This window comes from Delftia sp. WSY_16, from assembly GCF_043104415.1.
In the GTDB taxonomy this organism is placed as follows: domain Bacteria; phylum Pseudomonadota; class Gammaproteobacteria; order Burkholderiales; family Burkholderiaceae_C; genus Comamonas; species Comamonas tsuruhatensis.
Genome location: NZ_JBICKS010000040.1, coordinates 326,462 through 348,132, shown reverse-complemented (window position 1 = coordinate 348,132; position 21,671 = coordinate 326,462). Strand labels below are relative to the sequence as shown.

Annotated in this window: 21 protein-coding genes and 1 pseudogene; 15 read left to right on the top strand and 7 right to left on the bottom strand. The window is 64.5% G+C overall.

All coding sequences use genetic code 11. From position 1 onward, the window contains the following. Window positions 1–91: 91 nt before the first annotated feature. A complete protein-coding gene (locus ACF8O7_RS21260) occupies window positions 92–436 on the bottom strand; it encodes a hypothetical protein (protein ID WP_392444192.1) in 345 nt (114 codons plus the stop codon). A gap of 188 nt (window positions 437–624) precedes the next feature. On the opposite strand from ACF8O7_RS21260, the pseudogene ACF8O7_RS21255 reads away from it, so the two are divergent. Beyond that, window positions 625–1,035: pseudogene (locus tag ACF8O7_RS21255) on the top strand (hypothetical protein); the annotation flags it as partial. 57 nt (window positions 1,036–1,092) lie between these two features. Beyond that, a complete protein-coding gene (locus ACF8O7_RS21250) occupies window positions 1,093–2,559 on the top strand; it encodes an IPTL-CTERM sorting domain-containing protein (RefSeq protein ID WP_392444505.1) in 1,467 nt (488 codons plus the stop codon). Between the two features lie 60 nt (window positions 2,560–2,619). Here ACF8O7_RS21250 and ACF8O7_RS21245 read toward each other — a convergent pair whose 3' ends face one another. Further along, on the bottom strand, window positions 2,620–2,898 hold the full coding sequence (locus tag ACF8O7_RS21245; RefSeq protein ID WP_016445950.1) for a hypothetical protein: 279 nt from the start codon (window positions 2,896–2,898) through the stop codon (window positions 2,620–2,622). 166 nt (window positions 2,899–3,064) lie between these two features. On the opposite strand from ACF8O7_RS21245, the gene ACF8O7_RS21240 reads away from it, so the two are divergent. Continuing rightward, complete coding sequence (locus tag ACF8O7_RS21240; RefSeq protein WP_191625554.1) at window positions 3,065–3,556, top strand: hypothetical protein; 492 nt, start codon at window positions 3,065–3,067, stop codon at window positions 3,554–3,556. Between the two features lie 42 nt (window positions 3,557–3,598). Here the strand turns inward: ACF8O7_RS21240 and ACF8O7_RS21235 are convergent, their stop codons facing one another. The 4 genes from ACF8O7_RS21235 to ACF8O7_RS21220 form a co-directional block, all read right to left on the bottom strand. Continuing rightward, window positions 3,599–4,612, bottom strand: a complete 1,014-nt coding sequence (locus ACF8O7_RS21235) for an HD-GYP domain-containing protein (RefSeq protein ID WP_392444189.1) — start codon at window positions 4,610–4,612, stop codon at window positions 3,599–3,601. Beyond that, window positions 4,561–5,013, bottom strand: coding sequence for a hypothetical protein (locus ACF8O7_RS21230; protein WP_392444188.1), 453 nt, complete (start codon window positions 5,011–5,013; stop codon window positions 4,561–4,563). Before ACF8O7_RS21230 ends, ACF8O7_RS21235 begins: the two co-directional genes overlap by 52 nt. A gap of 97 nt (window positions 5,014–5,110) precedes the next feature. Next, entirely contained in the window at window positions 5,111–5,278 is a 168-nt protein-coding gene (locus tag ACF8O7_RS21225; protein ID WP_156493777.1) for a hypothetical protein, read from the bottom strand. A gap of 335 nt (window positions 5,279–5,613) precedes the next feature. After that, window positions 5,614–5,844, bottom strand: coding sequence for a hypothetical protein (locus ACF8O7_RS21220; RefSeq protein ID WP_392444187.1), 231 nt, complete (start codon window positions 5,842–5,844; stop codon window positions 5,614–5,616). On the opposite strand from ACF8O7_RS21220, the gene dusA reads away from it, so the two are divergent. The 3 genes from dusA (at window position 5,834) to rsxB (ending at window position 9,092) form a co-directional block, all read left to right on the top strand. Further along, complete coding sequence (gene dusA, locus ACF8O7_RS21215; protein WP_034363914.1) at window positions 5,834–6,811, top strand: tRNA dihydrouridine(20/20a) synthase DusA; 978 nt, start codon at window positions 5,834–5,836, stop codon at window positions 6,809–6,811. The genes ACF8O7_RS21220 and dusA overlap by 11 nt on opposite strands. A 167-nt stretch (window positions 6,812–6,978) precedes the next feature. Beyond that, on the top strand, window positions 6,979–8,352 hold the full coding sequence (locus ACF8O7_RS21210; protein WP_016445947.1) for a polyhydroxyalkanoate depolymerase: 1,374 nt from the start codon (window positions 6,979–6,981) through the stop codon (window positions 8,350–8,352). Window positions 8,353–8,375: 23 nt separating this feature from the next. After that, the gene (gene rsxB, locus ACF8O7_RS21205) at window positions 8,376–9,092 is read left to right on the top strand and encodes an electron transport complex subunit RsxB (protein ID WP_392444184.1); all 717 of its coding nucleotides are present in this window, start codon (window positions 8,376–8,378) and stop codon (window positions 9,090–9,092) included. A gap of 36 nt (window positions 9,093–9,128) precedes the next feature. On the opposite strand, the gene ACF8O7_RS21200 is transcribed toward rsxB, so the two are convergent. Beyond that, window positions 9,129–10,667 carry a methyl-accepting chemotaxis protein gene (locus tag ACF8O7_RS21200; protein ID WP_016453484.1) on the bottom strand — a complete coding sequence of 513 codons (1,539 nt, stop codon included), beginning with the start codon at window positions 10,665–10,667 and terminating at the stop codon, window positions 9,129–9,131. Between the two features lie 188 nt (window positions 10,668–10,855). Between ACF8O7_RS21200 and dapC the strand changes: the two genes are divergently transcribed. The 9 genes from dapC to ACF8O7_RS21155 all read left to right on the top strand — a co-directional run bounded on the left by dapC (window position 10,856) and on the right by ACF8O7_RS21155 (window position 21,616). Further along, window positions 10,856–12,061 (top strand): succinyldiaminopimelate transaminase, encoded by a 1,206-nt coding sequence (dapC, locus tag ACF8O7_RS21195; protein WP_016453485.1) that lies wholly within the window; start codon window positions 10,856–10,858, stop codon window positions 12,059–12,061. Between the two features lie 51 nt (window positions 12,062–12,112). Next, window positions 12,113–12,937 (top strand): 2,3,4,5-tetrahydropyridine-2,6-dicarboxylate N-succinyltransferase, encoded by an 825-nt coding sequence (gene dapD, locus ACF8O7_RS21190; protein ID WP_392444182.1) that lies wholly within the window; start codon window positions 12,113–12,115, stop codon window positions 12,935–12,937. A gap of 180 nt (window positions 12,938–13,117) precedes the next feature. Next, window positions 13,118–14,287: a PilT/PilU family type 4a pilus ATPase gene (locus tag ACF8O7_RS21185; RefSeq protein ID WP_016445943.1), complete on the top strand. Its 1,170-nt coding sequence runs from the start codon at window positions 13,118–13,120 to the stop codon at window positions 14,285–14,287. 85 nt (window positions 14,288–14,372) lie between these two features. Continuing rightward, on the top strand, window positions 14,373–15,533 hold the full coding sequence (dapE, locus tag ACF8O7_RS21180; protein ID WP_016445942.1) for a succinyl-diaminopimelate desuccinylase: 1,161 nt from the start codon (window positions 14,373–14,375) through the stop codon (window positions 15,531–15,533). Window positions 15,534–15,555: 22 nt separating this feature from the next. Continuing rightward, the gene (prmB, locus tag ACF8O7_RS21175; protein WP_016453486.1) at window positions 15,556–16,533 is read left to right on the top strand and encodes a 50S ribosomal protein L3 N(5)-glutamine methyltransferase; all 978 of its coding nucleotides are present in this window, start codon (window positions 15,556–15,558) and stop codon (window positions 16,531–16,533) included. Between the two features lies 1 nt (window position 16,534). Next, window positions 16,535–17,542 carry a LysR family transcriptional regulator gene (locus ACF8O7_RS21170; protein ID WP_126312842.1) on the top strand — a complete coding sequence of 336 codons (1,008 nt, stop codon included), beginning with the start codon at window positions 16,535–16,537 and terminating at the stop codon, window positions 17,540–17,542. A gap of 180 nt (window positions 17,543–17,722) precedes the next feature. Continuing rightward, window positions 17,723–19,315 carry a class I adenylate-forming enzyme family protein gene (locus ACF8O7_RS21165; RefSeq protein WP_280048114.1) on the top strand — a complete coding sequence of 531 codons (1,593 nt, stop codon included), beginning with the start codon at window positions 17,723–17,725 and terminating at the stop codon, window positions 19,313–19,315. A gap of 1 nt (window position 19,316) precedes the next feature. Then, window positions 19,317–20,540, top strand: coding sequence for an acyl-CoA dehydrogenase family protein (locus ACF8O7_RS21160; protein ID WP_016453489.1), 1,224 nt, complete (start codon window positions 19,317–19,319; stop codon window positions 20,538–20,540). 65 nt (window positions 20,541–20,605) lie between these two features. Beyond that, complete coding sequence (locus tag ACF8O7_RS21155; protein WP_126312840.1) at window positions 20,606–21,616, top strand: tripartite tricarboxylate transporter substrate binding protein; 1,011 nt, start codon at window positions 20,606–20,608, stop codon at window positions 21,614–21,616. Window positions 21,617–21,671: the final 55 nt, after the last annotated feature.

Genomic DNA, 21,671 nt, shown 5'->3' with positions numbered 1-21,671 from the left:
GACGGAATATAGCCTCAGAGCACCCTCCGGAAGTTGACGCTTTGTCCAGTCATCACCACCTGCGGATCTATTCTCAAGCGAAGCCTGCCATTCAGAAACGATCATTCCTCGGGCACCGAAGAGTTCGAATAATGGCTCTCAGTCCTGCCGTATTTCTTGGCAGTCGCAGTGAGCGCACAAGGGCCGTGGGCCGCTCGGACGCCCTGCGTTCCGCGCAGACCTCGCTGCGTACCGCCTCCTTGCGTACCGACTGCTCGGCCTTGTCCTGGATGCGTCCCGACAGCATCCAGCTCCAGTCATCACTCTCAGCGCGCTTGCGGATCGCCCCCTGGCTGATGTTCTGCTCTGCTGCGATCTGCCTCAGGCCCTTGATGCCGGCCCTGTAGTCCAGCTTGATGCGTTCCCACTGCGGAAACTGCCTGTATTCCGTGCTCATCCCTCGAAGCTGGCAGGCTTGGGACGACCACCGCAGGGCCAGGCCGCCTAGCCGGAGTAACTACCAAGTTTCAGTGATAGACACAATATACACAAATTCATACAATTTGCAGCGCGTTTGGTCATCAAACAAAAGTTCAGCAAACAGAGCTAGAGAGATTGCGCCGATCTCCAAAGTAAGGGAACAACATGTCTTCTGGGGTTTTCCGCACATGGGTGCTAGGCGGCATCTTTGCTCTTGTCACCTACACCGGCTCTGCAAGCGCACAGCTGACCTTGTCCGTGTCCCACACCGATGCCTCTTGTAACGGGGCAAACAACGGCACGGCCACTGCCCAAATCACCCAGAACGGTGTTGCGCCCTTCAGTTACTCATGGAGCCCCTCTGGAGGCACAAACGCTACCGCAACAGGGCTCACAGCAGGCACCTATACAGTTACGGTTACTGACAATAACGGCCTGCAAGGAACAGCTTCTACGACCGTTGGACAGCCTGAAACATTGTCAGGCACACAGTCGCAGATCAATCCCGTTGGAGGCAACAACGGTAGCGCAACAGTTGTCGCGACAGGGGGGACTCCTGGCTACGCTTACTCATGGACCCCCTCCGGTGGCGCAGCGGCAACCGCGACAGGACTGGCTCCCGGTCAATATTCGGTGACCATCACAGACTCCAAAGCCTGCGAAACCACGCTGAGCTACACGCTTGTAGCTCCTGCCGCCTCAGTGCAATCAGTAAGCGTCCCCCCCGACGGAACCTATAGTGCTGGACAGAACCTGCAGTTCACTGTGACCTACAGCGCTCCCGTGACCGTCACAGCTGGCGGCACGCCCTCAATTCCTTTGACGATTGGTTCAACTCTGCGGCAAGCGAACTTCGTCGGTGGCAGCAACAGCTCCGCCCTGACCTTCATATATACCGTGCAGCCAGGTGATGTTGACGCAAATGGAGTGTCGTTAGGAACCGCTATCGATCTCAACGGGAGCACGATGACGAGCGGTGGCGCCAACGTTGTGCTGAATTTGGCGAACGTAGGCGCCACGACCGGCGTACTGGTGAATGGACAGCAAAACCAGAACATCACGTTCCCAAACCCCGGCGACCAAACTTTCGGCACAACGCCAACACTGACCGCGACGGCCAGCTCCAGCCTGCCGGTGGCCTTCAGCGCAAACACAACTGCGGTGTGCACGGTCACCACGGGCGGCACGCTGACTTTTGTGAACACAGGCTCTTGCACCGTTGATGCGAACCAAAGTGGTAGCGCAAGCTACCTGCCTGCATCACAGGTGTCTCAAACCTTCATGGTGAATGCAGCGGCACCCGGAGCCCCCACCATCGGCAACATCGCTGCAGACGACGGGCAGGCTACGGTAACCTTCACTGCACCTGCTTCCAATGGCGGCGCGCCCATCACAGGCTATACCGTGATCGCGACCCCCGTGGCCGTGCCCGGTGCGCCTGGCGTGATCACTCAGCAAGGAACGACATCCCCCATCGTCGTGGCTGGCCTGAGCAATGGCTTCACCTATAACTTCACGGTCGCAGCCTCCAACGGGACAACCGGTGCAGCCTCTGCAAGCACACAAGCCACGCCACGCAAACTGCAACTGGTGAGCGCGCCCGGCAGCGTGCCTGGCATGACCGGCATACCGTCTGCCACGATGTCCGGCGGCGGCACCACTTGCACGCTGCAACCTGGCGGCGGCTTCGGACCTGTGACCTCCACCCCACCGAACCTGCAAGCGCCCAGCGGACAATTCGCTTTCAGCGCCGAAAACTGCACCGGATCTGTGACGATGACTCTCACCTATCCCAGCGCTCTCCCCGAAGGCGTGCAGTTCCGCAAGCCCGATGGTGTCGGCGGCTGGTTTGACCCTGCGACCGCGCTGAACGTGATCGTGGACAGCGCGCGCACCACGGTGACCTACACCATCACGGACAACGGCCCTGGTGACACCAACCCTGCCGTGGGCGTGATCGCCGATCCGCTCGTGCCCGTGCTGGCAGCAGCCCCAGCAGGCGGCGCAGCAGCCGTTCCCACGCTCAGCGAATGGGGCGCCATCCTGATGTCTGCCCTGCTGGCAATATTCGGCCTGCGCCGCATGCGCCGCCAGCGCTGATGCAGGCCTGACTTGAAAAAGCAAGGCCCGCAACTGCGGGCCTTTCCTTTGTCCGGGCGTCTACAGGCGGCGCGCGGCGATCAGCAGGCGCTCGGCCAGCGTGGGCTTTGCAGCCAATCGTCCTGCCGTTCCCAATACACCGTCGCGGCCCGTGGCTGCGCGCGCTATCAGTGCCGTGCCCAGCGCACCACTCACAAGGCGGCCCATGCCACTTTCCGCGCGCCGGGCATGGCGCAGCGCCAAGAGGCCGGCACCGAGCACAAGCCAATGCTCTCCCGTGAATCCCTTGCGAGAGTCATCCCACTTGCGCAGGTCCTGGATCTTTTCTGAAATCGCCATTCATTGCTCCTGTTGCTTCAGAGCTGTCATGGTGTGCCAGCAACAGGCTGCAGGCTGTCGGTCCCTGGGCAAGATTCCGGTGGCGAGAGTCCTACGGACGCGCAGCGAGGACCGGCTCCAGCAATCCCGCTTGATGCGCTCCCACTGCGGCGCCTGCATGTGTTCCTTGCTCATCCTGCCGAAGGTGGCAGCCTTGGTAGGCACGACGTCGAGATTTATGCCAAGTGACCATCCGTGTTTCCACGTATATCCAGATATTACTCTTGCCAAGCGTGATTTTGATAATAAATTATCAAAATCAATTACTTTGTCAAATTTTGCATCAATTGAAATATCGAGCGGCTTTCATAATAACATTTCATGCTCAAGAATTGGCATGGTGGCGCCAATAATAAATCACAGCACAGCGAGGCATAAAATGATCGAAGGCGGATGGTGGAAAGCCTATACAAAAAATGGCCGGTATATAGGAATAATCGAAGGAGATGAATTCATAGTCGGAAAAACGAGGATTTTATATAGAATAAGCAAAAACAAGCTGTATTCAACAGAAGTACCGCCTTCACTTATAGCTGACATATCAGAAAAACAAGCAATTACAACCAATGGAGAAATTCTACTCAAATTCTCAAAAACAACCAGAGAGCGAAGGCTATAAAAAACTGGACCAAGTCCAGACCAAAATAATTACTCAATCCAATCAAACAGCCGTCGCTACAGCACGAATTGGAAACTTTCGACCAAGATCAACACGCAATTGCATTCTGCGTATCAACTCTGGCGTCAGAACTCGACCTGCTGTAAGCAAGACCAAGCCTTCCCTCGATACGAAGTCTTGAGCCAAAATCATCCCTGGCCTCAATTCTGAACAGGGAACATTAATTGGAGCCGGGTCGGGAGCAGGGGTCGCCTGAATCACAATTTGCAAGAAAGCATCCACAACCTCTGGATCAAATTGTGCTCCTCTACTATGCGAAATGAGCGTTCTTGCCTCTGCGCAAGTTAGCGGCTTACTGCTCAAATGCCCCACCATCAGGTCATCGTAAAAATCAGCAACCGCAATTATGCGAGCACCTATTGGAATATCCTTCCCCTTTAGGCCATCAGGGTAACCTGCTCCATCGAATCGCTCATGGTGAGACCTGACGAGAGTAGCGACAAGATGCGCATCATCTATCGACAGAAGCAGTTGCTCTCCCAAACTGCTATGGTTTCTATACTTATCCAGTTCCTCATGACTTAAACTTGGGACGGGCTTGCTTAACATCCCATCGGGAAGAGTAATATGAGCGATATCATGAATGAGCGCAGCGACAAAAGCATTCTGCTGCTCTGCTTCACTTAGCTGCATAATACTTGCGGTTCGGCGGGTTAGATCCGCAACGCGTCTTGAATGTCCGGCAAGTATCCCCCCTCGCCACTCAAGCAGATTTGAAAACATTCGGATCGATGCGACGAAGCTTTTTTTAAGTTTCCTATGCGCCTCCAACAATTCGTCGTCATGCTCATGGGCAGTCAGCTCAACAGCTGCATTTAGTTCTGCCAACTCCTTCGTCAGCGCTCTATTTTTTTGCTCTAGCCGAATATTCTCATAGCGTGTAATTTTTTGATCATTCAGTTGCTCAATGACAGCCAAAAATTGCTCACTATTCCAAGGTTTGACTATATGGCGGTGCAAGCCCAGCAACCGACCAAGGCCTTTCGTAATTGCCACGGGACTGCATTCCGAAAGAAAATCACGAACAGATCAGGGGACTGCCCAACGAGATTTTCCAGCCACTGCCCACCATCCTTGTCAATTACACGCGTATTGCATATCAACAAATCAATTCGTCCACCAGCAAACTCAGCCAACGCTTCCGGCGCACTTGCCGCCATTCGCGTATCATATCCAGCCTGACCGAGCAACAGGCCCAACCCTGAAAAATCTTCCACCTCGCAATCAACCATCAATGCTTGCAACCGCGATTGCGGCGCGAATGATTCTTGCCTCTCTCTAACATTCATTTGGCGTGCCTCCATTTGTCTTATTCGATGCATGGCCTCGCCAATATGCCATCGAAAAGCAATGTGCAGATAGAAATTCTTTACCAACACCAAATGAATGAAGATCAAATTTATCCGCTTCTCGCCACTCACTTACATCTAGCTACCATTACCCCAGTTTCGCGCAATGGATGAAATTTGCTCCAGGGAGAGCTCTCACTTGGATTCAAGGCAGTCTTGTCGGCCACGCTTGAAGCCCGGCCGCGTAGGCGGGCACCCGCGTGCGCAGCAGCTTGAGCCTGGCGCGGTCCAGCACCTGCAGCGGCGCATCAATGCCGCGCGCGGCCGAAGCATGCAGGAAGACCTGGCGCAGCCACACCATGTCATTGAGCACGGCGGCGGGCCGGCCTCGTCTTCCGTGCGCCGCTTCTTGGTGTGGCCCATCAGATCCTGCACCGTGAGCTTGGCGGCCTGGAGGTCGGCCCGACCAGAGGCCTGCAGTCGCGCGATGCCGGCCTTTTTGCAACGGCCCCACTCAGTCACGTTTTTGACCGCACTGACATAATCCCGCAGTGGCTCCCCCACTGAAATTTTCTTGCGCACGGCCTGGCGCTTGGCCAGAAGCGTGCTCCCGGTCCATCTCGTGCTCGCGCCTGCGCAGCCACCCATTGGCCAGCACTTTCCGACGGTAGGCCTGGCTTTCGCGGTGGACAAACGTGCCGTTCTCCATCAGCCGGGTCTGTGCGGTGCAGGCAAGCGGGCAAGCAAGCCATCCGTGCGCTTGCGTGAAGTGATGGTCCCATCTGTTTTGCGACAGGTGAAGGATGTGGCAAAGCCAGCGAGAAAATCAGCAAAAACGGGGTTGGATGGCGAAGAACCAGACAACGACGCCAGAGCAAAAAACCCAATCAGATCAATGACAAACGTAGAAAACCAAGCACCTGCCAGCATGTGGCGCATGTCCGTTGCGCCCATGATGGACTGGACTGACAAGCACTGCCGCTACCTGCACCGACTGCTGAGCCGCCATACCCTGCTGTATACCGAGATGGTGACCACGGGCGCACTGCTGCACGGTGATGTGCCACGGCATCTGCGGTTCGAGGCCGAGGAGCATCCGGTGGCGTTGCAGCTCGGCGGCAGCGAGCCGTCGGATCTGGCGCAGGCTGCGCGGTTGGGAGCGCAGTGGGGATATGACGAGATCAATCTGAACTGCGGCTGCCCCAGCGAGCGGGTGCAGCGCGGTGCATTTGGCGCCTGCCTGATGAACGAGGCGCCGCTGGTGGCCGATTGCGTGAAGGCCATGGTGGATGTGGTGGACGTGCCTGTCACGGTGAAGCACCGCATCGGCATCGACAAGGACGAGAGCTACGGATTCGTGCGTGACTTCGTGGGCACGGTGGCCGATGCGGGATGCCGCGTGTTCATCGTTCACGCACGCAATGCCTGGCTCAAAGGCTTGTCTCCCAAGGAAAACCGCGAGATCCCGCCGCTGCGCTACGAGATCGTGGCCCGGCTCAAGCAGGATTTTCCGCAGCTGACCATTGCCATCAATGGCGGCATCAAGTCCGACGCCACCGTGCAGGAGCTGCTGCAGCAGGTCGATGGCGTGATGGTGGGGCGTGAGGCCTATCACAACCCCTGGTGGCTGGCCTCGTGGGATGCGCTGTACTACGGCGATGCTGGCGTGGAGCACACGCGCGAGTCCATCGAGGAGCAGATGGTGGCCTACATGGAGCGAGAGGCGCGCACGCACGGCACGCACTGGTATTCGATAGCCCGCCATATGTTGGGGTTGCGCAACGGGCTGGCAGGTGCGCGGCGCTGGCGCCAGGTGTGGAGCAACCACCAGTTCAAGCAATTGCCGCCTTCAGAGGTGATGCGGCTTGCGCGCACCAAACCGGCCGAAGCGGCGCTTGCCGCCTAGCGCGCCGCACTGCATTGCAGGAATGCCGGGGGCTGGGCGGCCGCCAGCTTACAACCATCAGTCAAGCTATCACTTAAGCGACAGCATTAGAGGGGTTTTACTACCAATTTTCTTAGCGTGCTGCTGATATATTGCACTGCAACAAATCCAAACAACCCCTTGTATCCATGCTCTATCAGCTCTACGAAATCCAGCGCGCCATGGTCGAGCCCTTTGCCGATTTCGCGCAGGCTGCAGCCAAGCTCTACAGCAACCCCCACTCGCTGCTGAGCCAGGGTCCGATGTCCCAGCGCATGGCCGCCGGGTTCGACCTGTTCTACCGCCTGGGCAAGGATTACGAAAAGCCCGAGTTCAACCTGCGCAGCGTCGATGTCGGCGGCGTGGACGTGACGATCCGCGAGCGGGTCGAAGTGGACAAGCCGTTTTGCGAGCTGCGCCGCTTCAAGCGCTTCTCCGACGACACCGAGACACTGCAGACCATGCTGAGCCAGCCCGTGGTGCTGATCGTGGCGCCGCTGTCGGGCCACTACGCCACGCTGCTGCGCGATACGGTGCAAAGCATGCTGGGCGACCACAAGGTCTACATCACCGACTGGAAGAACGCCCGCCTGGTGCCGCTGGCCGATGGCGAGTTCCACCTCGACGACTACGTGAACTATGTGCAGGAGTTCATCCGCTACCTGCAGGGCAAGTACGGCCAGTGCCATGTGGTCAGCGTCTGCCAGCCAACGGTGCCGGTGCTGGCGGCCGTGTCGCTGATGGCCAGCCGTGGCGAGACGCCTCCGCTGTCCATGACCATGATGGGCGGCCCCATCGATGCGCGCCGCTCGCCGACCTCGGTGAACAACCTGGCGCAGAACCGCAGCTTCGAGTGGTTCGAGAACAATGTGATCTACCGCGTGCCCGAAGGCTATCCGGGCGTGGGTCGCCGCGTCTACCCCGGCTTCCTGCAGTACTCGGGCTTCGTGGCCATGAACCCGGATCGCCACGCCAAGAGCCACTACGACTACTTCAAGGACCTGATCAAGGGTGACGACGCCAGCGCCGAGCACCACCGCAAGTTCTATGACGAGTACAACGCCGTGCTCGACATGGATGCCGACTACTACCTCGAGACCATCGCCACGGTGTTCCAGGACTACAAGCTGGTCCATGGCACCTGGGAGGTGCGTTCGCCCGAGGACAAGGTTGAACTGGTGCGCCCGCAGGACATCAAGGGCAGCGCCCTGCTGACCATCGAGGGCGAGCTGGACGACATCTCCGGTTCCGGCCAGACGCGGGCTGCGCACGATCTGTGCACGGGCATTGCCGCGGATCAGCGCAGGCACCTTGAAGTGCCGGGCGCGGGACACTACGGGATTTTCAGCGGCCGCCGCTGGCGAGAGATCGTCTATCCGCAGGTGCGCGAATTCATCAGCACTCACCAGCCCGAGAGCGCCACCGCCGCCAGCGCTGCAGGCCATGCCAGCAGCCTGAGCGATGACGCACCGACGGCCGCCGAGCAGCCACGCAAGCGTGGCGCCAAGGTGCAGGCAGGCTGATTACCGAGCAAGCCCGCCACGCCATGTCCTCCACCGCCATGCTCGCCCGCGACGATCTGGCAGCGCGCATAGACGCCGCGCTGCCGCAGACGCAGTGCACGCGTTGCGGCTACCCTGACTGCGCCAGCTACGCCCAGGCCGTGGCCTCGGGCGAGGCTGGCATCAACCAGTGCCCACCGGGCGGCGCTGCGGGCGTGGAGCGGCTGGCCGCATTGACGGGCCGGCCCGTTGTTGCGCTGAGCGCCGAGCACGGCATGGAAGCCCCGCGCACCGTGGCCGTGATCGACGAGGCCTGGTGCATCGGTTGCACCCTGTGCATCAAGGCCTGCCCCACGGATGCCATCCTGGGGGCCAACAAGTTCATGCACACGGTGATCGCAGCCCACTGCACGGGATGCGAACTGTGCATTCCCGTGTGTCCGGTCGATTGCATCGAACTGCACAATGCCAGCGGCCCGGCCACAGGCTGGTCTGCCTGGAGCCCCCAGCAGGCCGAGCATGCGCGCCAGCGCTATGTGCTGCGCCGAGAGCGTGAACAGGAGCGCGAGCGTTTGAGTGCAAGCCGGGCACCGACGCCTCGTGCGCAGGCAGAGCAGGCAGCCGACGACGACGCCAGCCCTCACGCACCCTGCCCCGCACCTCCCGTGGCCGAGAGCAAGCAGGCCACCATCGCCGCCATCCTGGCCCGCGCTCGTGCCCAGCGCGCGGGCGGCGGTTCATCGCCGAACGCGTGCCAGTGAAGCCCGCCAGGCGGCAGTCTGCCTTCCAGGCCAAGGCTATGCCGCCAGCGCCAGACTCTTGTAGACGCCGCATCCCCAGTACAGCCCGCCATGCTTGCAGACGAAGGACATCTTGGTCTGTACCTGTTGCGTGGCCGGGTTTCTGAAGTCGTACTCCACCCAGCCTGGGCCGCGCTCGGCCTGGGCAATGATGTCGGCCAGCAGCTGCTCACCCCGCACGCCTGGCAGCTCCTGCACGCGCACGCCCACACGCGCAGGGTTGCCGCCAAAGGCGCGGTAGCTGCCGTCGGCGGCCAGGGCGAAAACGTACATATCGCGGTCATGGAAGGGCTGGCCGGGGTCGTTCACGGCGGCCAGCAGTGCCTCGGTGGCCACTCCGCGCCGCGCCAGGCCCAGGGCCGACTCGACCAGGGCCACGGCCTCCTCCGCCGTGCCCTGCTGCAGCCGAAAGCGCGACACCGCCCCTGACAGCATCTGCGCGCGCTGCTGCAGCGCGCGTGCCTGGTCCAGCGCGTGGCCCACCATCTGCGCGTTGTGCTGGGTGATCTCGTCGATCTGGTGCACGGCGCGGCTGATCTCGGCCAGGCCCGTGCTCTGGCTGCCGGTGGACTGCGACAGCTCTCCCATGTGCTCGGCCACCTGCCGAATGCCTTCGGTCACGCGCTCCATGCCACGTCCGGCCGTGCGGATCAGTTCGGTGCTGTGCTCCACCTGGGCCAGCGCATCGCCGATCAGGTGGCGGATCTCGCGCGCCGCCTCAGCCGAGCGGCCGGCCAGGGAGCGCACCTCGCTGGCCACCACGGCAAAGCCGCGGCCCTGCTCGCCCGCACGCGCCGCCTCCACGGCAGCGTTCAGCGCCAGGATGTTGGTCTGAAACGCAATGCCGTCGATCACACCGATGATCTCGCGCATGCGGCCGGCGCTGCTTTCAATGGTCTCCACCGACTCCACGGCGCGGCCCATGGCCACCACGCCTTCATCGGCGGCGCCGCGCACGGCGCTGGCCTGGTGATGGACCACGCCCACCACGTCGGCGTTGTGCTGCACGGCGCTGCTGAGCTGCTCCACGCTGACCACGGTCTGGGCCAGGTTGGTGGCCTGCAGTTCGGTGCGATCGGACAGTGCCTGGTGCTCGTTCACCAGTTGTTGCCCGGCCTGCGCCACCAGGGCCGCATTGCTGCGCACATCGGCCACCATGCCCGACAGCGAGGTCACCATGCCGCCCAGCAAGGCCTTGGGCGTCTGGACGTCGCCTGCGCACTCCTGGGAGGCCGCAGCCTCCACGGCCACGCGCTGGCTCAGGTCTCCCTGGGCGATGCCCTGCATGGCCTGCTGCAGCAATTCGCGCTCGCCGATCACCCGCGACCAGAGCCTGTGCATGCCGCCCAGCAGCAACCCGGCCCACAGCAGCAAGGCTGCCCAAACCCAGGGCCCCAGGCCCAGCGAATCGGCCACCAACGCCAGCGCCGGTCCCGCCAATGCCCACACCGTGCATACGAGGAAGCCGGCACCTGGGCCGGATGTATGCTTACGATGCCTGCTTCCATCTTTTTCCATGCCAGCGCCTGCCTGCATAGCTGTCTGCCTCTCTTGTCATTGGTATCTGGAACTCACCGTTTGCGAGGCCCCGCCACACGAGTTGGCATGGCCCCAGTCGAGACCATGCCAGAATAGGTAACAGAATGCAAAAAAGCCAGCGTGCAGACCCGCAGTCCCCTGTGACAACGGCATGCCGAAAGCGCATCAATCCATAATGCGAGCCCATGAATCCCCTGCTCTCCCGACTCCAGCCCTACCCGTTTGAGCGTCTTCGCAAACTGTTCGCCGGGGTCCAGCCACCGGCGGGCGTGCGCCCCATCAGCCTTGGCATCGGAGAGCCCCGCCATGCCACGCCGTCCTTCATCGAACAGGCGCTGAGCGCCGACCTGGGCGGCCTGGCCAAGTACCCGGCCACCGCCGGCGAGCCCGCGCTGCGCGAAGCCTGCGCCCAGTGGGCGCGCCAGCGCTACGGCATTGCGCTGGACGCCGCCGCCCAGGTGCTGCCGGTCAACGGCTCGCGCGAGGCCCTGTTCTCCTTCACCCAGGTCGTGGTGGACGCCAGCCAGGACGGCGCGCGCGTGATCTGCCCCAACCCGTTCTATCAAATCTACGAAGGCGCCACCCTGCTGGCCGGCGCCCAGCCGTACTACGCCCCCAGCGATGCTGCGCGCAATTTCGCGGTGGACTGGGACAGCGTTCCCGCCGACGTGTGGGAAAAGACCCAGCTGATCTTCGTGTGCTCTCCCGGCAACCCCACAGGCGCGGTGATGCCGCTGGCCGAATGGGAAAAGCTGTTTGCGCTGTCCGACCGCCATGGCTTCGTGATTGCCAGCGACGAGTGCTATAGCGAGATCTACTTCGACGGCACGCCTCCGCTGGGCGGACTGGAAGCCGCGCAGCGCCTGGGCCGCACGGACTACAAGAACCTGCTGATGTTCACCAGCCTGTCCAAGCGCAGCAACGTGCCTGGCCTGCGCAGCGGTTTCGTGGCGGGCGATGCGGCCCTGATCAAGGCCTTTTTGCTGTACCGCACCTACCACGGCGGCGCCATGAGCCCCGTGGTGCAGACGGCCAGCATCGCGGCCTGGGCCGACGAGGCCCATGTCGAGGAGAACCGCCGCCTGTACCGCGAAAAGTTCAACCAGGTCACCCCCGTGCTGGCGCGCGTGATGGATGTGCGCCTGCCCGATGCCAGCTTCTACCTGTGGGCCGGCATTCCCGAATCGCTGGGCCTGGACGACGCCGACTTTGCACGCGAGCTGTATGCCGCCACCGGCGTGACCGTGCTGCCCGGCAGCTACCTGGCGCGCGAGGCCAATGGCCGCAACCCCGGCGCCGGGCGCGTGCGCATGGCCCTGGTGGCCGAGACCGCCGAATGCCTGGAGGCGGCCCAGCGCATTGCACAATTCATAGAATCACGCCAGCGCTGAGCCACGCCTGGCCACCCCTTTCCTCACAAACCCTTTGATCACCAAAGCCATATGACGCAACAGCTGCAATCCATCATCGACACCGCCTGGGACAACCGTGCCAGCCTCTCCCCCGCTGCCGCGCCCAAGGAAGTGACCGAGGCCGTGGACCACGTGATCGAAGCCCTGAACAACGGCCAGCTGCGCGTGGCCACGCGCGAAGGCGTGGGCCAGTGGACCGTGCACCAGTGGATCAAGAAGGCCGTGCTGATGTCCTTCCGCCTCAAGGACAACGTGCTGATGCAGTCCGGCGACCTGAACTTCTTCGACAAGGTGCCCACCAAGTTCGCCGGCATGACCGAAGCCGAGATCGCCGCCACCGGGGTGCGCGTCGTGCCTCCGGCCGTGGCCCGCCGTGGCAGCTTCGTGGCCAAGGGCGCGATCCTGATGCCTTCCTACGTGAACATCGGCGCCTATGTGGACGAAGGCACCATGGTTGACACCTGGGCCACCGTGGGCTCCTGCGCCCAGGTCGGCAAGAACGTGCACCTGTCCGGCGGCGTGGGCCTGGGCGGCGTGCTGGAGCCGCTGCAGGCCAACCCGACCATCATCGAGGACAACTGCTTCATCGGCGCGCGTTCCGAAATCGTCGAAGGCGTGATCGTGGAAGAGAACTCGGTGATCTCCATGGGCGTGTACATCGGCCAGTCCACCCCCATCTATGACCGTGCGACCGGCGAGACCAGCTACGGCCGCGTGCCCGCCGGCTCGGTGGTGGTGTCGGGGAACCTGCCCAAGGACAACGGCCGCTACAGCATGTACGCCGCCATCATCGTCAAGAAGGTCGATGCCAAGACACGCTCCACCACGAGCCTGAACGACCTGCTGCGCGATTGACCTGCATCCGGACCGCGCCAAAGGCGTGGTTGCGGCGCCAAAACATCCCCTGTTCAGGGGATGGACCAAGGCATACTCTCGAGGGCGTCCCCGGCCACCAGGCAGCGGACGCCCGTTTCACGTCAAAAGCGCGTGACAACGATCCAAGAACAGCGACAGCACACGAATTTGGGGGAACACATGGGCACGATGGAGAGGATTTTGCGCCTGATGGGCGAGAAGCAGGCGTCCGACGTCTACCTGGCGGTCAACGCGCCGGCGCTGATCAAGATCAACGGCGAATGCGTCCCCATCAACAACCAGCTGCTGCCGCCCGATGCGCCGCGCAGCCTGCTGGCCGAGATCGTGCCGGCCGAGCGCCTGCAGGAGCTGGACGAGACGGGCGAGCTCAACATGGGCGTGCCGCTGCGCGGCGTGGGGCGTTTCCGCGTCAGCGCCATGCACCAGCGCGGCAGCTGCGCCGTGGTGATCCGCTTCATCGCCCAGCACATCCCGCCCATGGACACGCTGAACCTGCCGCCCGTGCTGGGCGAGCTGATCATGCAAAAGCGCGGCCTGCTGCTGGTCGTGGGCTCCACGGGCTCGGGCAAGAGCACGACGCTGGCCTCGATGATCGACGCGCGCAATGAAAAGCTCACGGGCCACATCCTCACCATCGAGGACCCCATCGAATACCAGTTCCGCAACAAGCGCTCCATCGTCAACCAGCGCGAAGTGGGATCCGACACGGCATCGCTGCAGGTTGCGCTCAAGAATGCGCTGCGCCAGGCGCCCGACGTGATCCTGATCGGCGAGATCCGCGACCGCGAGACCATGTCCTCGGCCATGGGCTTTGCGCAGTCGGGCCATTTGTGCCTTGCCACGCTGCACGCCAACAACAGCTACCACGCGCTCAACCGCATCCTGTCCTTCTTCCCCGAGGAAATCCGGCCGACCATGCTGGGCGAGCTGTCGGCAGCGCTCAAGGGCGTGATCTCCCAGCGCCTGGTGCGCACCGTGGATGGCGGCCGCATGCCGGCCGTCGAGGTGATGCTCAACACCAAGCTGATCGCCGACCTCATCGAGCGCGGCAACTTCTCGGGCGTCAAGGAGGCCATGGAGAAATCCATGGCCGAAGGCTCGCAGACCTTTGAAGAGGCGCTGGCCCAGCTGATCCGCTCGGGCCGCATCGACCGCGCCGAGGGACTGGCCTTTGCCGACTCGCCCACCAACCTGATGTGGCGCCTGGAAAACGACGTGGTCAAGGCCGGCCATGCCGCGCCGTCCAGCCAGTTCGCCGAACTGGCCACGCCCGGCGAGGACGACATGCCCTCGTTCACCGAAATCATGCTGGAAGTCAAGCCGAACTGAACAGCCGGGCCTGCAGCGTTCACAATGTCGGAGCACGCTGGCGCCAGCCAGCCCTCCGACTTTTTTGTTTTTTGACCTTCCCACCATGTCCCGCACCTTGCAACTGACCGAGCAGCTGATCAGCCTGCCATCCGTGACCCCGGAAGACGCCGGCTGCCTTGAACTCCTGGCCGATGCCCTGCTGCCCATGGGCTTTGCCTGCGAGCGCATCGATAGCGGCCCAGACAGCTTTCGCGTGCGCAATCTCTGGGCCAGGCGCTCCGGCGCAGGCACCGACCGGCCCGTGCTGGTCTTTGCCGGCCATACCGACGTGGTGCCCACCGGCCCCCTGGAGCAGTGGAGCAGCCCGCCCTTCGTGCCCACGCACCGCGACGGCAAGCTGTACGGCCGCGGCGCCAGCGACATGAAGACCTCCATCGCCGCCTTTGTCGTGGCACTGGAGGAGTTCCTGGCCGAGACGCCAACTCCCTCCTTCGACATTGCCCTGCTGCTGACCAGCGACGAGGAAGGCCCTTCGGTGGACGGCACCAAGGTCGTGGTCGAGCTGCTGCGCGAGCGCGGCGAGCGCCTGGACTGGTGCATCGTGGGCGAGCCCACCTCCGTGGACCGCACGGGCGACATGATCAAGAACGGCCGCCGGGGCACCATGAGCGGACGCCTCACCGTCAAGGGCATCCAGGGCCACATCGCCTACCCGCAGCTGGCGCGCAACCCCATCCACCAGGCCCTGCCGGCCCTGGCCGAACTGGCCGCCACGCGATGGGACGAGGGCAACGCCTTCTTCCCGCCCACCAGCTGGCAGATCAGCAACATGCATGGCGGCACGGGCGCATCCAACGTCATCCCCGGCCATGTGACCATCGACTTCAACTTCCGCTTCTGCACCGAGTCCACGGCCGAATCGCTGCAGCAGCGCGTGCACGCCGTGCTGGACCGCCACGGGCTGGAGTACGAGCTGGCCTGGACCATTGGCGGCCAGCCCTTCCTGACCACGCCAGGCACGCTGGTGAACGCCGTGCAGGCGGCCATCCGCGCCGAGACCGGCCTGGAGACCGAGCTGTCCACCACGGGCGGCACCAGCGACGGCCGCTTCATCGCCCAGATCTGCAGCCAGGTCGTGGAAGTGGGCCCGCCCAACGCCAGCATCCACAAGATCGACGAGCACATCGTGGTGGCCGACATCGAGCCCCTCAAGAACATTTACCGCCGCACGCTCCAGGAGCTGCAGCGCCAGCAGGCCGCCTGAACGCGCGCCCAAGGAGCCGACGATGACATCCGCCCCCACCCCTGCCAATATTCCCGCCATCTCGGGCAGCACCATCGCCGACCTCGTGGCCTCGGGCGCCGCGGCGCTCACGGCGGCCGGCGTGGCCTTTGGCCACGGCACGGCCACGGCCGAAGACGAATCGGCGTGGCTCACGCTCTGGAAGCTGGGCCTGCCACTGGACAGCGAACTGGCGCCGGGCGCGCCCGAGTCCCTGGCCAGCCAGCCGGTGAGCGCCGAGCAGCAGGCCGAAGTGGCCGAGCTGTTCGCAGAGCGTATCCGCACACGCAAGCCCGCCGCCTACCTCACGCGCGAGGCCTGGCTGCAGGGCGTGCCCTTCTACGTGGACGAGCGCGCCATCGTGCCGCGCAGCTTCATTGCCGAACTGCTGGCCGACGGCAGCATCGACGGCTGGCTGTCCGACCGCACGCGCCGCGTGCTGGACCTGTGCACCGGCAACGGCAGCCTGGCCTGCCTGGCGGCCATGGCCTGGCCCGAGGTCGAGGTCACGGGCGCCGACATCTCGGCCGACGCGCTGGCCGTGGCCCGCATCAACGTGGACCGCCATGAGCTCGCCGAGCGCGTGCAACTGCTGGAGAGCGACGGCCTGGCCGCCCTGCCCGGCCCCTGGGACCTGGTGCTGTGCAACCCGCCCTATGTGAATGCCGACAGCATGTCGCGTCTGCCTGCCGAATACCAGGCCGAGCCCGAGCTGGCGCTGGCCGGTGGTGCCGACGGCATGGACTTCATCCGCCGCCTGCTGCAGGACCTGCCCTCGCGCCTGGCCAAGGAAGGCGTGGTCGTGCTGGAAATCGGCAATGAAAAGGACTTCTTCGAAGCCGCCTTCCCCGACCTGCCCGTGTTCTGGCTGGACACCAGCTCGGGCGACGAGCAGGTGCTGCTGATCACCCAGGAGGCACTGCGCGCCTGGACCGAAGGCGATATCGAGGCCCTGCGCCCCACCTACCGCCCCCTGGGCTGAGATGGACCTGCGGGCGCTGCGCTACTTCATCGCCGTGCTGGAGGCTGGTAGCCTCTCGCGCGCCGCGCACTCGCTGTACGTGGCCCAGCCCGCGCTCACGGCGCAGATCAAGAAGCTGGAAGGCGAGCTGGGTGCGCAACTGCTGGAGCGCAGCCACGCCGGCGTGACGCCCACCCCGGCCGGCGCGCAGCTGTACGAGGATGCCCGCCGCCTGCTGTCAGACGCCGATGCCATGCGCGAGCGCATACAGCGCCTGCCCCAGGGCCCCGAAGGCTCGGTCACCATCGCCCTGCCTTTTTTGCTGACCAGCCTGCTGGCAGGCCCCCTGATTGCCAGCCTGCGCCACAGCCACCCGCGCATACGCATCTTCGTGCTCGACGACCTCAGCCTTATGGTGCAAAAGGCCATGCTGGACCGGCGCGCCGACCTGGCCATTCTTGTGGACACGGCCAGCCTGCATGACCTGCAGGTGCAGCCCATGGCAGAGGAATCCATCTACGTCTGCGGCCAGGATGTCGATGGCAGCGTGGCCCCGCTGCTGCGCCCGGCGCCGGACGGCGGCCTGCCGCACATGGACTTTGCCCATGCCTGCCAGCTGCCGCTGGTGCTGCAATCGCGCCGCTTTTCCATCCGCCAGACCGTGGAGGCCGCCGCCGATGCGCGGGAGCTGCGGTTGAACATCGTCCACGAACACGATTCCGCGCGCGTCATCCGCTCGCTCTACCACTGCGGCGCGGGCTTCACCTTCACGCCCGCCTGCTCGCTGAGCGATGCGCCCGCCTGGCTGCGCGAGGGCGCCAAGGCGGCGCCCACGGGCCTCCAGCCCGGCTGGATCGTGGCCCGGGTCGCGGCGCCCGCGCTGCTGCGCCGCTACTTCCTGGCCGTGCAGGCCAACCGCGGCGGTGACCCGGCACTGCAGGTGGTCCGGCAGGCACTGCTGGACCAGGCCCGGCAACTGATCACGGCGGGCCTCTGGCAGGCGCGCTGGCAGCATCCGCAGCAGATGTGATGCAGCAGCCCAGCGTAGTGCAGCAGCCCGATGGTCATCAGCAAAAACGGCAAGGGTTGGTCTGGACATCAATTTTTCTGATGCAACTGAATCACTAATCGGTATTTCCCCGGCCCGGTCCTCTTCTGCAACAGTGCATGGCACGCCGCGCAAAACGCGCGGCTTCAGCCAAGGAATGCCATGCACGAGACATCCCGGCCCACCGCAGGCCACCCCCATTCCCTCCCCATACCCAATGTCGGCGAACTCGTCGCACGCAGCTGCAGGGCCCATGCCGCGCAGCCTGCGGTGACCAGCGCCGCGCGCAGCATCAGCTACGCAGAGCTTGAGCAGCGCTCCAACCGCCTGGCGAACGCCCTGCTTGCCCAGGGGCTGGCCCGCGGCGACCGCGTGGGCATCTACCTGCCCAATTGCGTGGAAATCGTGGAGATCGAGATCGCCTGCTACAAGGCCGGGCTCATCAAGGCGCCCTTCAACGCACGCCTGTCTCCACGCGAAGTAGGCGATATCGCGGCCAACAGCGATGCTTCCATCATCGTGACCACGGCCGCGCGCGCCGAGGCCTTCAAGCCGCACCTGCAGTCTGCCGACGTGCGCCTGCTGCTGCTGGACGGCCCTGCCGACAGCAACTACGAAGCGCTGCTCGCCCGCGCCAGCGACCGCTTCCAGCCCGTGGCCGTGCACGAGCACGAGGTGGCCGTGCTGCACTACACCTCGGGCTCGTCGGGCGTGCTCAAGGCCGCCATGCAGACCTTCGGCAACCGCTTGGCCCAGCTGCGCAAGTTCCTGATGCGCGGCGAGGGCATGCAGGCCGGCCATGTGCTGGGACTGGTGGGGCCGGTCACCCACGCCTCGGGCATGCAAATGGTGCCGGCGCTGTGCACGGGCGCCACCATCCACCTGTTCTCGGGCTTCGAGCCTGGCGCCTTCATGGCCGAGATGCAGGCGCGGCGCGTCACCCATACCTTCATGGTGCCCACCATGATCAACATGCTGCTGGCCGAGATCGGCGGCCGCTACCGCCCGCTGCCCGACCTGCAACGCCTGGGCTACGGCGCAGCGCCCATGGCGCCCGCGCGCATCCTGCAGGCCATGGACGTGTTCGGCCCCATCCTGTCCCAGGGCTACGGCGCGGGCGAGACCACCTCCGGCGTCTGCGGCCTGACGGTGCAGGACCACCTGCAGGCACGCGCGTCGCGGCCCGAGCGGCTGGCATCATGCGGCCGGCCCTTTCTGGAATCCCTGGTGGAGGTGGTGGACGACGAAGGCCGCCGCGTGCCCGAGGGCGAGATCGGCGAGATCGTGGTCAGCGGCGCCGATGTCTTCGCAGGCTACTGGCGCGCGCCCGAGCTGACGGCCGAGGTGCTCAGGAACGGCCGCTACCACACGGGCGACCTGGCCCGCATGGACGAGCAGGGCTTTGTCTACATCGTGGACCGCAAGAAGGACATGGTCATCAGCGGCGGCTTCAACGTCTATCCGTCCGAGGTGGAGTCCGTGCTCTACGAACATGCCTCGGTGGCCGATGCCTGCGTGTTCGCCATCCCCGACGACAAATGGGGCGAGGCCGTGGCCGCCCACATCGTGCTCAAGCCCGGCCTGGCCGGCGACAGTGCCGCGCTGGACAGCTTTTGCGCCGAGCGCCTGGGCGGCTTCAAGCGCCCGCGCCACATCGAATTCGTGCAGCAGCTGCCCAAGAACCCCAACGGCAAGGTCATGCGCCGCGCCGTGCAGGCGCCCTACTGGGCCAACCACGCCCGCAAGGTGAACTGAGATGAACGCCAAAGACACACTCCCCACCGCCAACGCTGCCCTGCTGGAAATGCCCTTTGAAGGCTCCGAGCGCGCAGCCGGCCTGATCGACGCGCTCAACGCCTTCATCCACGGCGAACTGGCCGACCTCGCCCGCGCGCATGGTGTGGACCATGAAAACAGCGCCTCCACCGATTTGCTGCGCCAGGTCTGGAAGCTGTCGCATGCGCGCGGCTTCTACGGCATGACCCTGCCCGAGGCCATGGGCGGCGCCGGCCTGTCCGTGCTCGACCAGGTGCTGGTCAAGGAGGCCATCTACGCCACGGGATCGCCCTTCGCGCCCCATGTGCTGGGCGAACTCAGCGGCCCGCCGCGCATAGGCGCGCTGATCCGCAAGGCCACGCCCTTGCAGATGGAGCAGTTCATCCTGCCCGTGGCACGCGCCGAAAAGTCCATCTGCTTTGCGCTGACCGAGGCGGCGGCCGGCTCGGACGCGGGCGCGCTGGAGACGCGCGCCGTGCTGGAAGGCGACCATTACGTGCTCCACGGCCGCAAGCGCTTCATCTCGGGCTCGCCGTTTGCCGACTTCGCCGTGCTCATGGCCTCGACCGCGCCCGAGGGCAGCCCGCAGCGCGAGATCAGCGCCTTCTTCGTGGACCTGCATGCACCGGGCGTGCAGGTGGTCAGCGGCTACAAGACCATGGCCGGTCAATCGAGCACGGGCGACATCGTGCTCGACGGCTGCCGCGTGCCCGCGGCCCAGTTGATCGGCGAGCCGGGCCGGGGCCTGGCCCTGGCGCTGGGCCGCATCACCGTCAACCGCCTGCTGCACTGCCCGGCCATGCTGGGGCTGGCGCAGGTGGCGCTGCGCGATGCGCGTGACTATGCGCTGGGGCGCCAGCAATTCGGCCGCAGCATTGCCCAGTTCCAGTCCATACAGCACATGCTGGCCGACATGGCCACCGAATGGATGGCCGCGCGCGCGCTGATGGTGCAGACGGCCCGCGCCATCGACGCCGGCATCGACGCGCGCGCCCAGGCCTCGATGAGCAAGCTGTTCTGCTCGGAGACGGCGTTCCGCATTGCCGACCGCGCCGTGCAGATCCATGGCGGCGAAGGCATCGTCCAGGGCAGGCGCGTGGAATTCCTGTTCCGCATGCTGCGCATGTACCGCGTGCTCACGGGCACCAGCGAGATACAGCGCAACACCATCGCCAAGGAGCTGCTGGAGCGGGCCGGCGCCTGAGGCTGGCCGGCAGCCCCAGCACTCCCCCAGCAAACAGAAAAGACAAAAGACCAGGAGACAAAGCCATGCCACACATCACCAGCAGCGGCCAGGACCGCCGCCAATTCCTGCGGGCTGCAGGCGCCGCATCGCTTGCGGCAGGCCTGCCCTGGGCCGCCACAGCCTCAGCGCACGACAGCGCCTGGCCCACGCGCCCCATCAAATGGGTGGTGCCCTACCTAGCCGGCACCAGCCCCGACACGGCCGCGCGCATCGTGGCCGAGGCGCTGTCGGCCCAGCTGGGCCAGCCCGTGGTGATAGACAACCGCGCCGGCGCGGGCGGCAACATCGGCGCCCGCCAGGTGGCCAAGGCGCCGGCGGACGGCTACACCCTGCTGTACTCGGGCTCGCCCATGGCCGCCGCCATGCGCATGTACAAAAGCCCGGGCTACGACGTGTTCAAGGACTTCCGCCATGTGCTGGGCATGTCGCGCTCGGACATCCTGGTCGTCGTGCATGCCGACTCGGGCATGCGCACGCTGGATGACCTGGCCGCCCGCGCCAAGGCCAGGCCGGGCGCGCTGGACTATGCCTCGGGCGGCGTGGGCACGCCATCGCACCTGGGCGTGGAGATGCTGGCCTCCAGCATGGGCCTGCAGGTCAACCATGTGCCCTACAAGGGCGCGTCCGAGCTGGTCAATGCCGTGCTGGGCCAGCAGGTGGCCTTCGGTGCCCCGCTGTTTTCCGTGGCCTATCCCCAGGTGCTGGCGGGCAGGCTGGTGCCGCTGGCCATTGCCGGCCCCCAGCGCAACGCCAAGCTGCCCCAGGTGCAGACCCTGGCCGAGCTGGGCGTGCCCGACGTCAACCTCACGTCCTGGGGCGGTGTGTCCGTGCCGGCCGCCACGCCCGAGGCCATCGTCCAGCGGCTGCGCACGGCGCTGGAGGAGGTACTCAGGCAGCCCAAGGTCATCGCCTTGCTGGAGCAGGAAGGCGGCAAGGTCGCCATCACCAGCGCCGAAGCCTATGCCAAGGGCTTCGAGCGCGAGATCCAGTTCACCCAGTCCATGATGCAGCGCGTGGGCATACAGCCGATCTAGGGCCTGGTACCAGGGCTTTGCACCGTGGCCGGGCACGGGCATGGCGGGCGGCAAT

What these genes read in the sequence shown, in the direction of transcription:
- ACF8O7_RS21260 (WP_392444192.1), bottom strand. Translation starts at nt 436, where the DNA reads ATGAGCACGGAATACAGGCAGTTTCCGCAGTGGGAACGCATCAAGCTG.
- ACF8O7_RS21245 (WP_016445950.1), bottom strand. Translation starts at nt 2,898, where the DNA reads ATGGCGATTTCAGAAAAGATCCAGGACCTGCGCAAGTGGGATGACTCT.
- dusA (WP_034363914.1), top strand. Translation starts at nt 5,834, where the DNA reads ATGTGGCGCATGTCCGTTGCGCCCATGATGGACTGGACTGACAAGCAC.
- ACF8O7_RS21220 (WP_392444187.1), bottom strand. Translation starts at nt 5,844, where the DNA reads ATGCGCCACATGCTGGCAGGTGCTTGGTTTTCTACGTTTGTCATTGAT.
- ACF8O7_RS21210 (WP_016445947.1), top strand. Translation starts at nt 6,979, where the DNA reads ATGCTCTATCAGCTCTACGAAATCCAGCGCGCCATGGTCGAGCCCTTT.
- rsxB (WP_392444184.1), top strand. Translation starts at nt 8,376, where the DNA reads ATGTCCTCCACCGCCATGCTCGCCCGCGACGATCTGGCAGCGCGCATA.
- ACF8O7_RS21200 (WP_016453484.1), bottom strand. Translation starts at nt 10,667, where the DNA reads ATGCAGGCAGGCGCTGGCATGGAAAAAGATGGAAGCAGGCATCGTAAG.
- dapC (WP_016453485.1), top strand. Translation starts at nt 10,856, where the DNA reads ATGAATCCCCTGCTCTCCCGACTCCAGCCCTACCCGTTTGAGCGTCTT.
- dapD (WP_392444182.1), top strand. Translation starts at nt 12,113, where the DNA reads ATGACGCAACAGCTGCAATCCATCATCGACACCGCCTGGGACAACCGT.
- ACF8O7_RS21185 (WP_016445943.1), top strand. Translation starts at nt 13,118, where the DNA reads ATGGGCACGATGGAGAGGATTTTGCGCCTGATGGGCGAGAAGCAGGCG.
- dapE (WP_016445942.1), top strand. Translation starts at nt 14,373, where the DNA reads ATGTCCCGCACCTTGCAACTGACCGAGCAGCTGATCAGCCTGCCATCC.
- prmB (WP_016453486.1), top strand. Translation starts at nt 15,556, where the DNA reads ATGACATCCGCCCCCACCCCTGCCAATATTCCCGCCATCTCGGGCAGC.
- ACF8O7_RS21170 (WP_126312842.1), top strand. Translation starts at nt 16,535, where the DNA reads ATGGACCTGCGGGCGCTGCGCTACTTCATCGCCGTGCTGGAGGCTGGT.
- ACF8O7_RS21165 (WP_280048114.1), top strand. Translation starts at nt 17,723, where the DNA reads ATGCACGAGACATCCCGGCCCACCGCAGGCCACCCCCATTCCCTCCCC.
- ACF8O7_RS21160 (WP_016453489.1), top strand. Translation starts at nt 19,317, where the DNA reads ATGAACGCCAAAGACACACTCCCCACCGCCAACGCTGCCCTGCTGGAA.
- ACF8O7_RS21155 (WP_126312840.1), top strand. Translation starts at nt 20,606, where the DNA reads ATGCCACACATCACCAGCAGCGGCCAGGACCGCCGCCAATTCCTGCGG.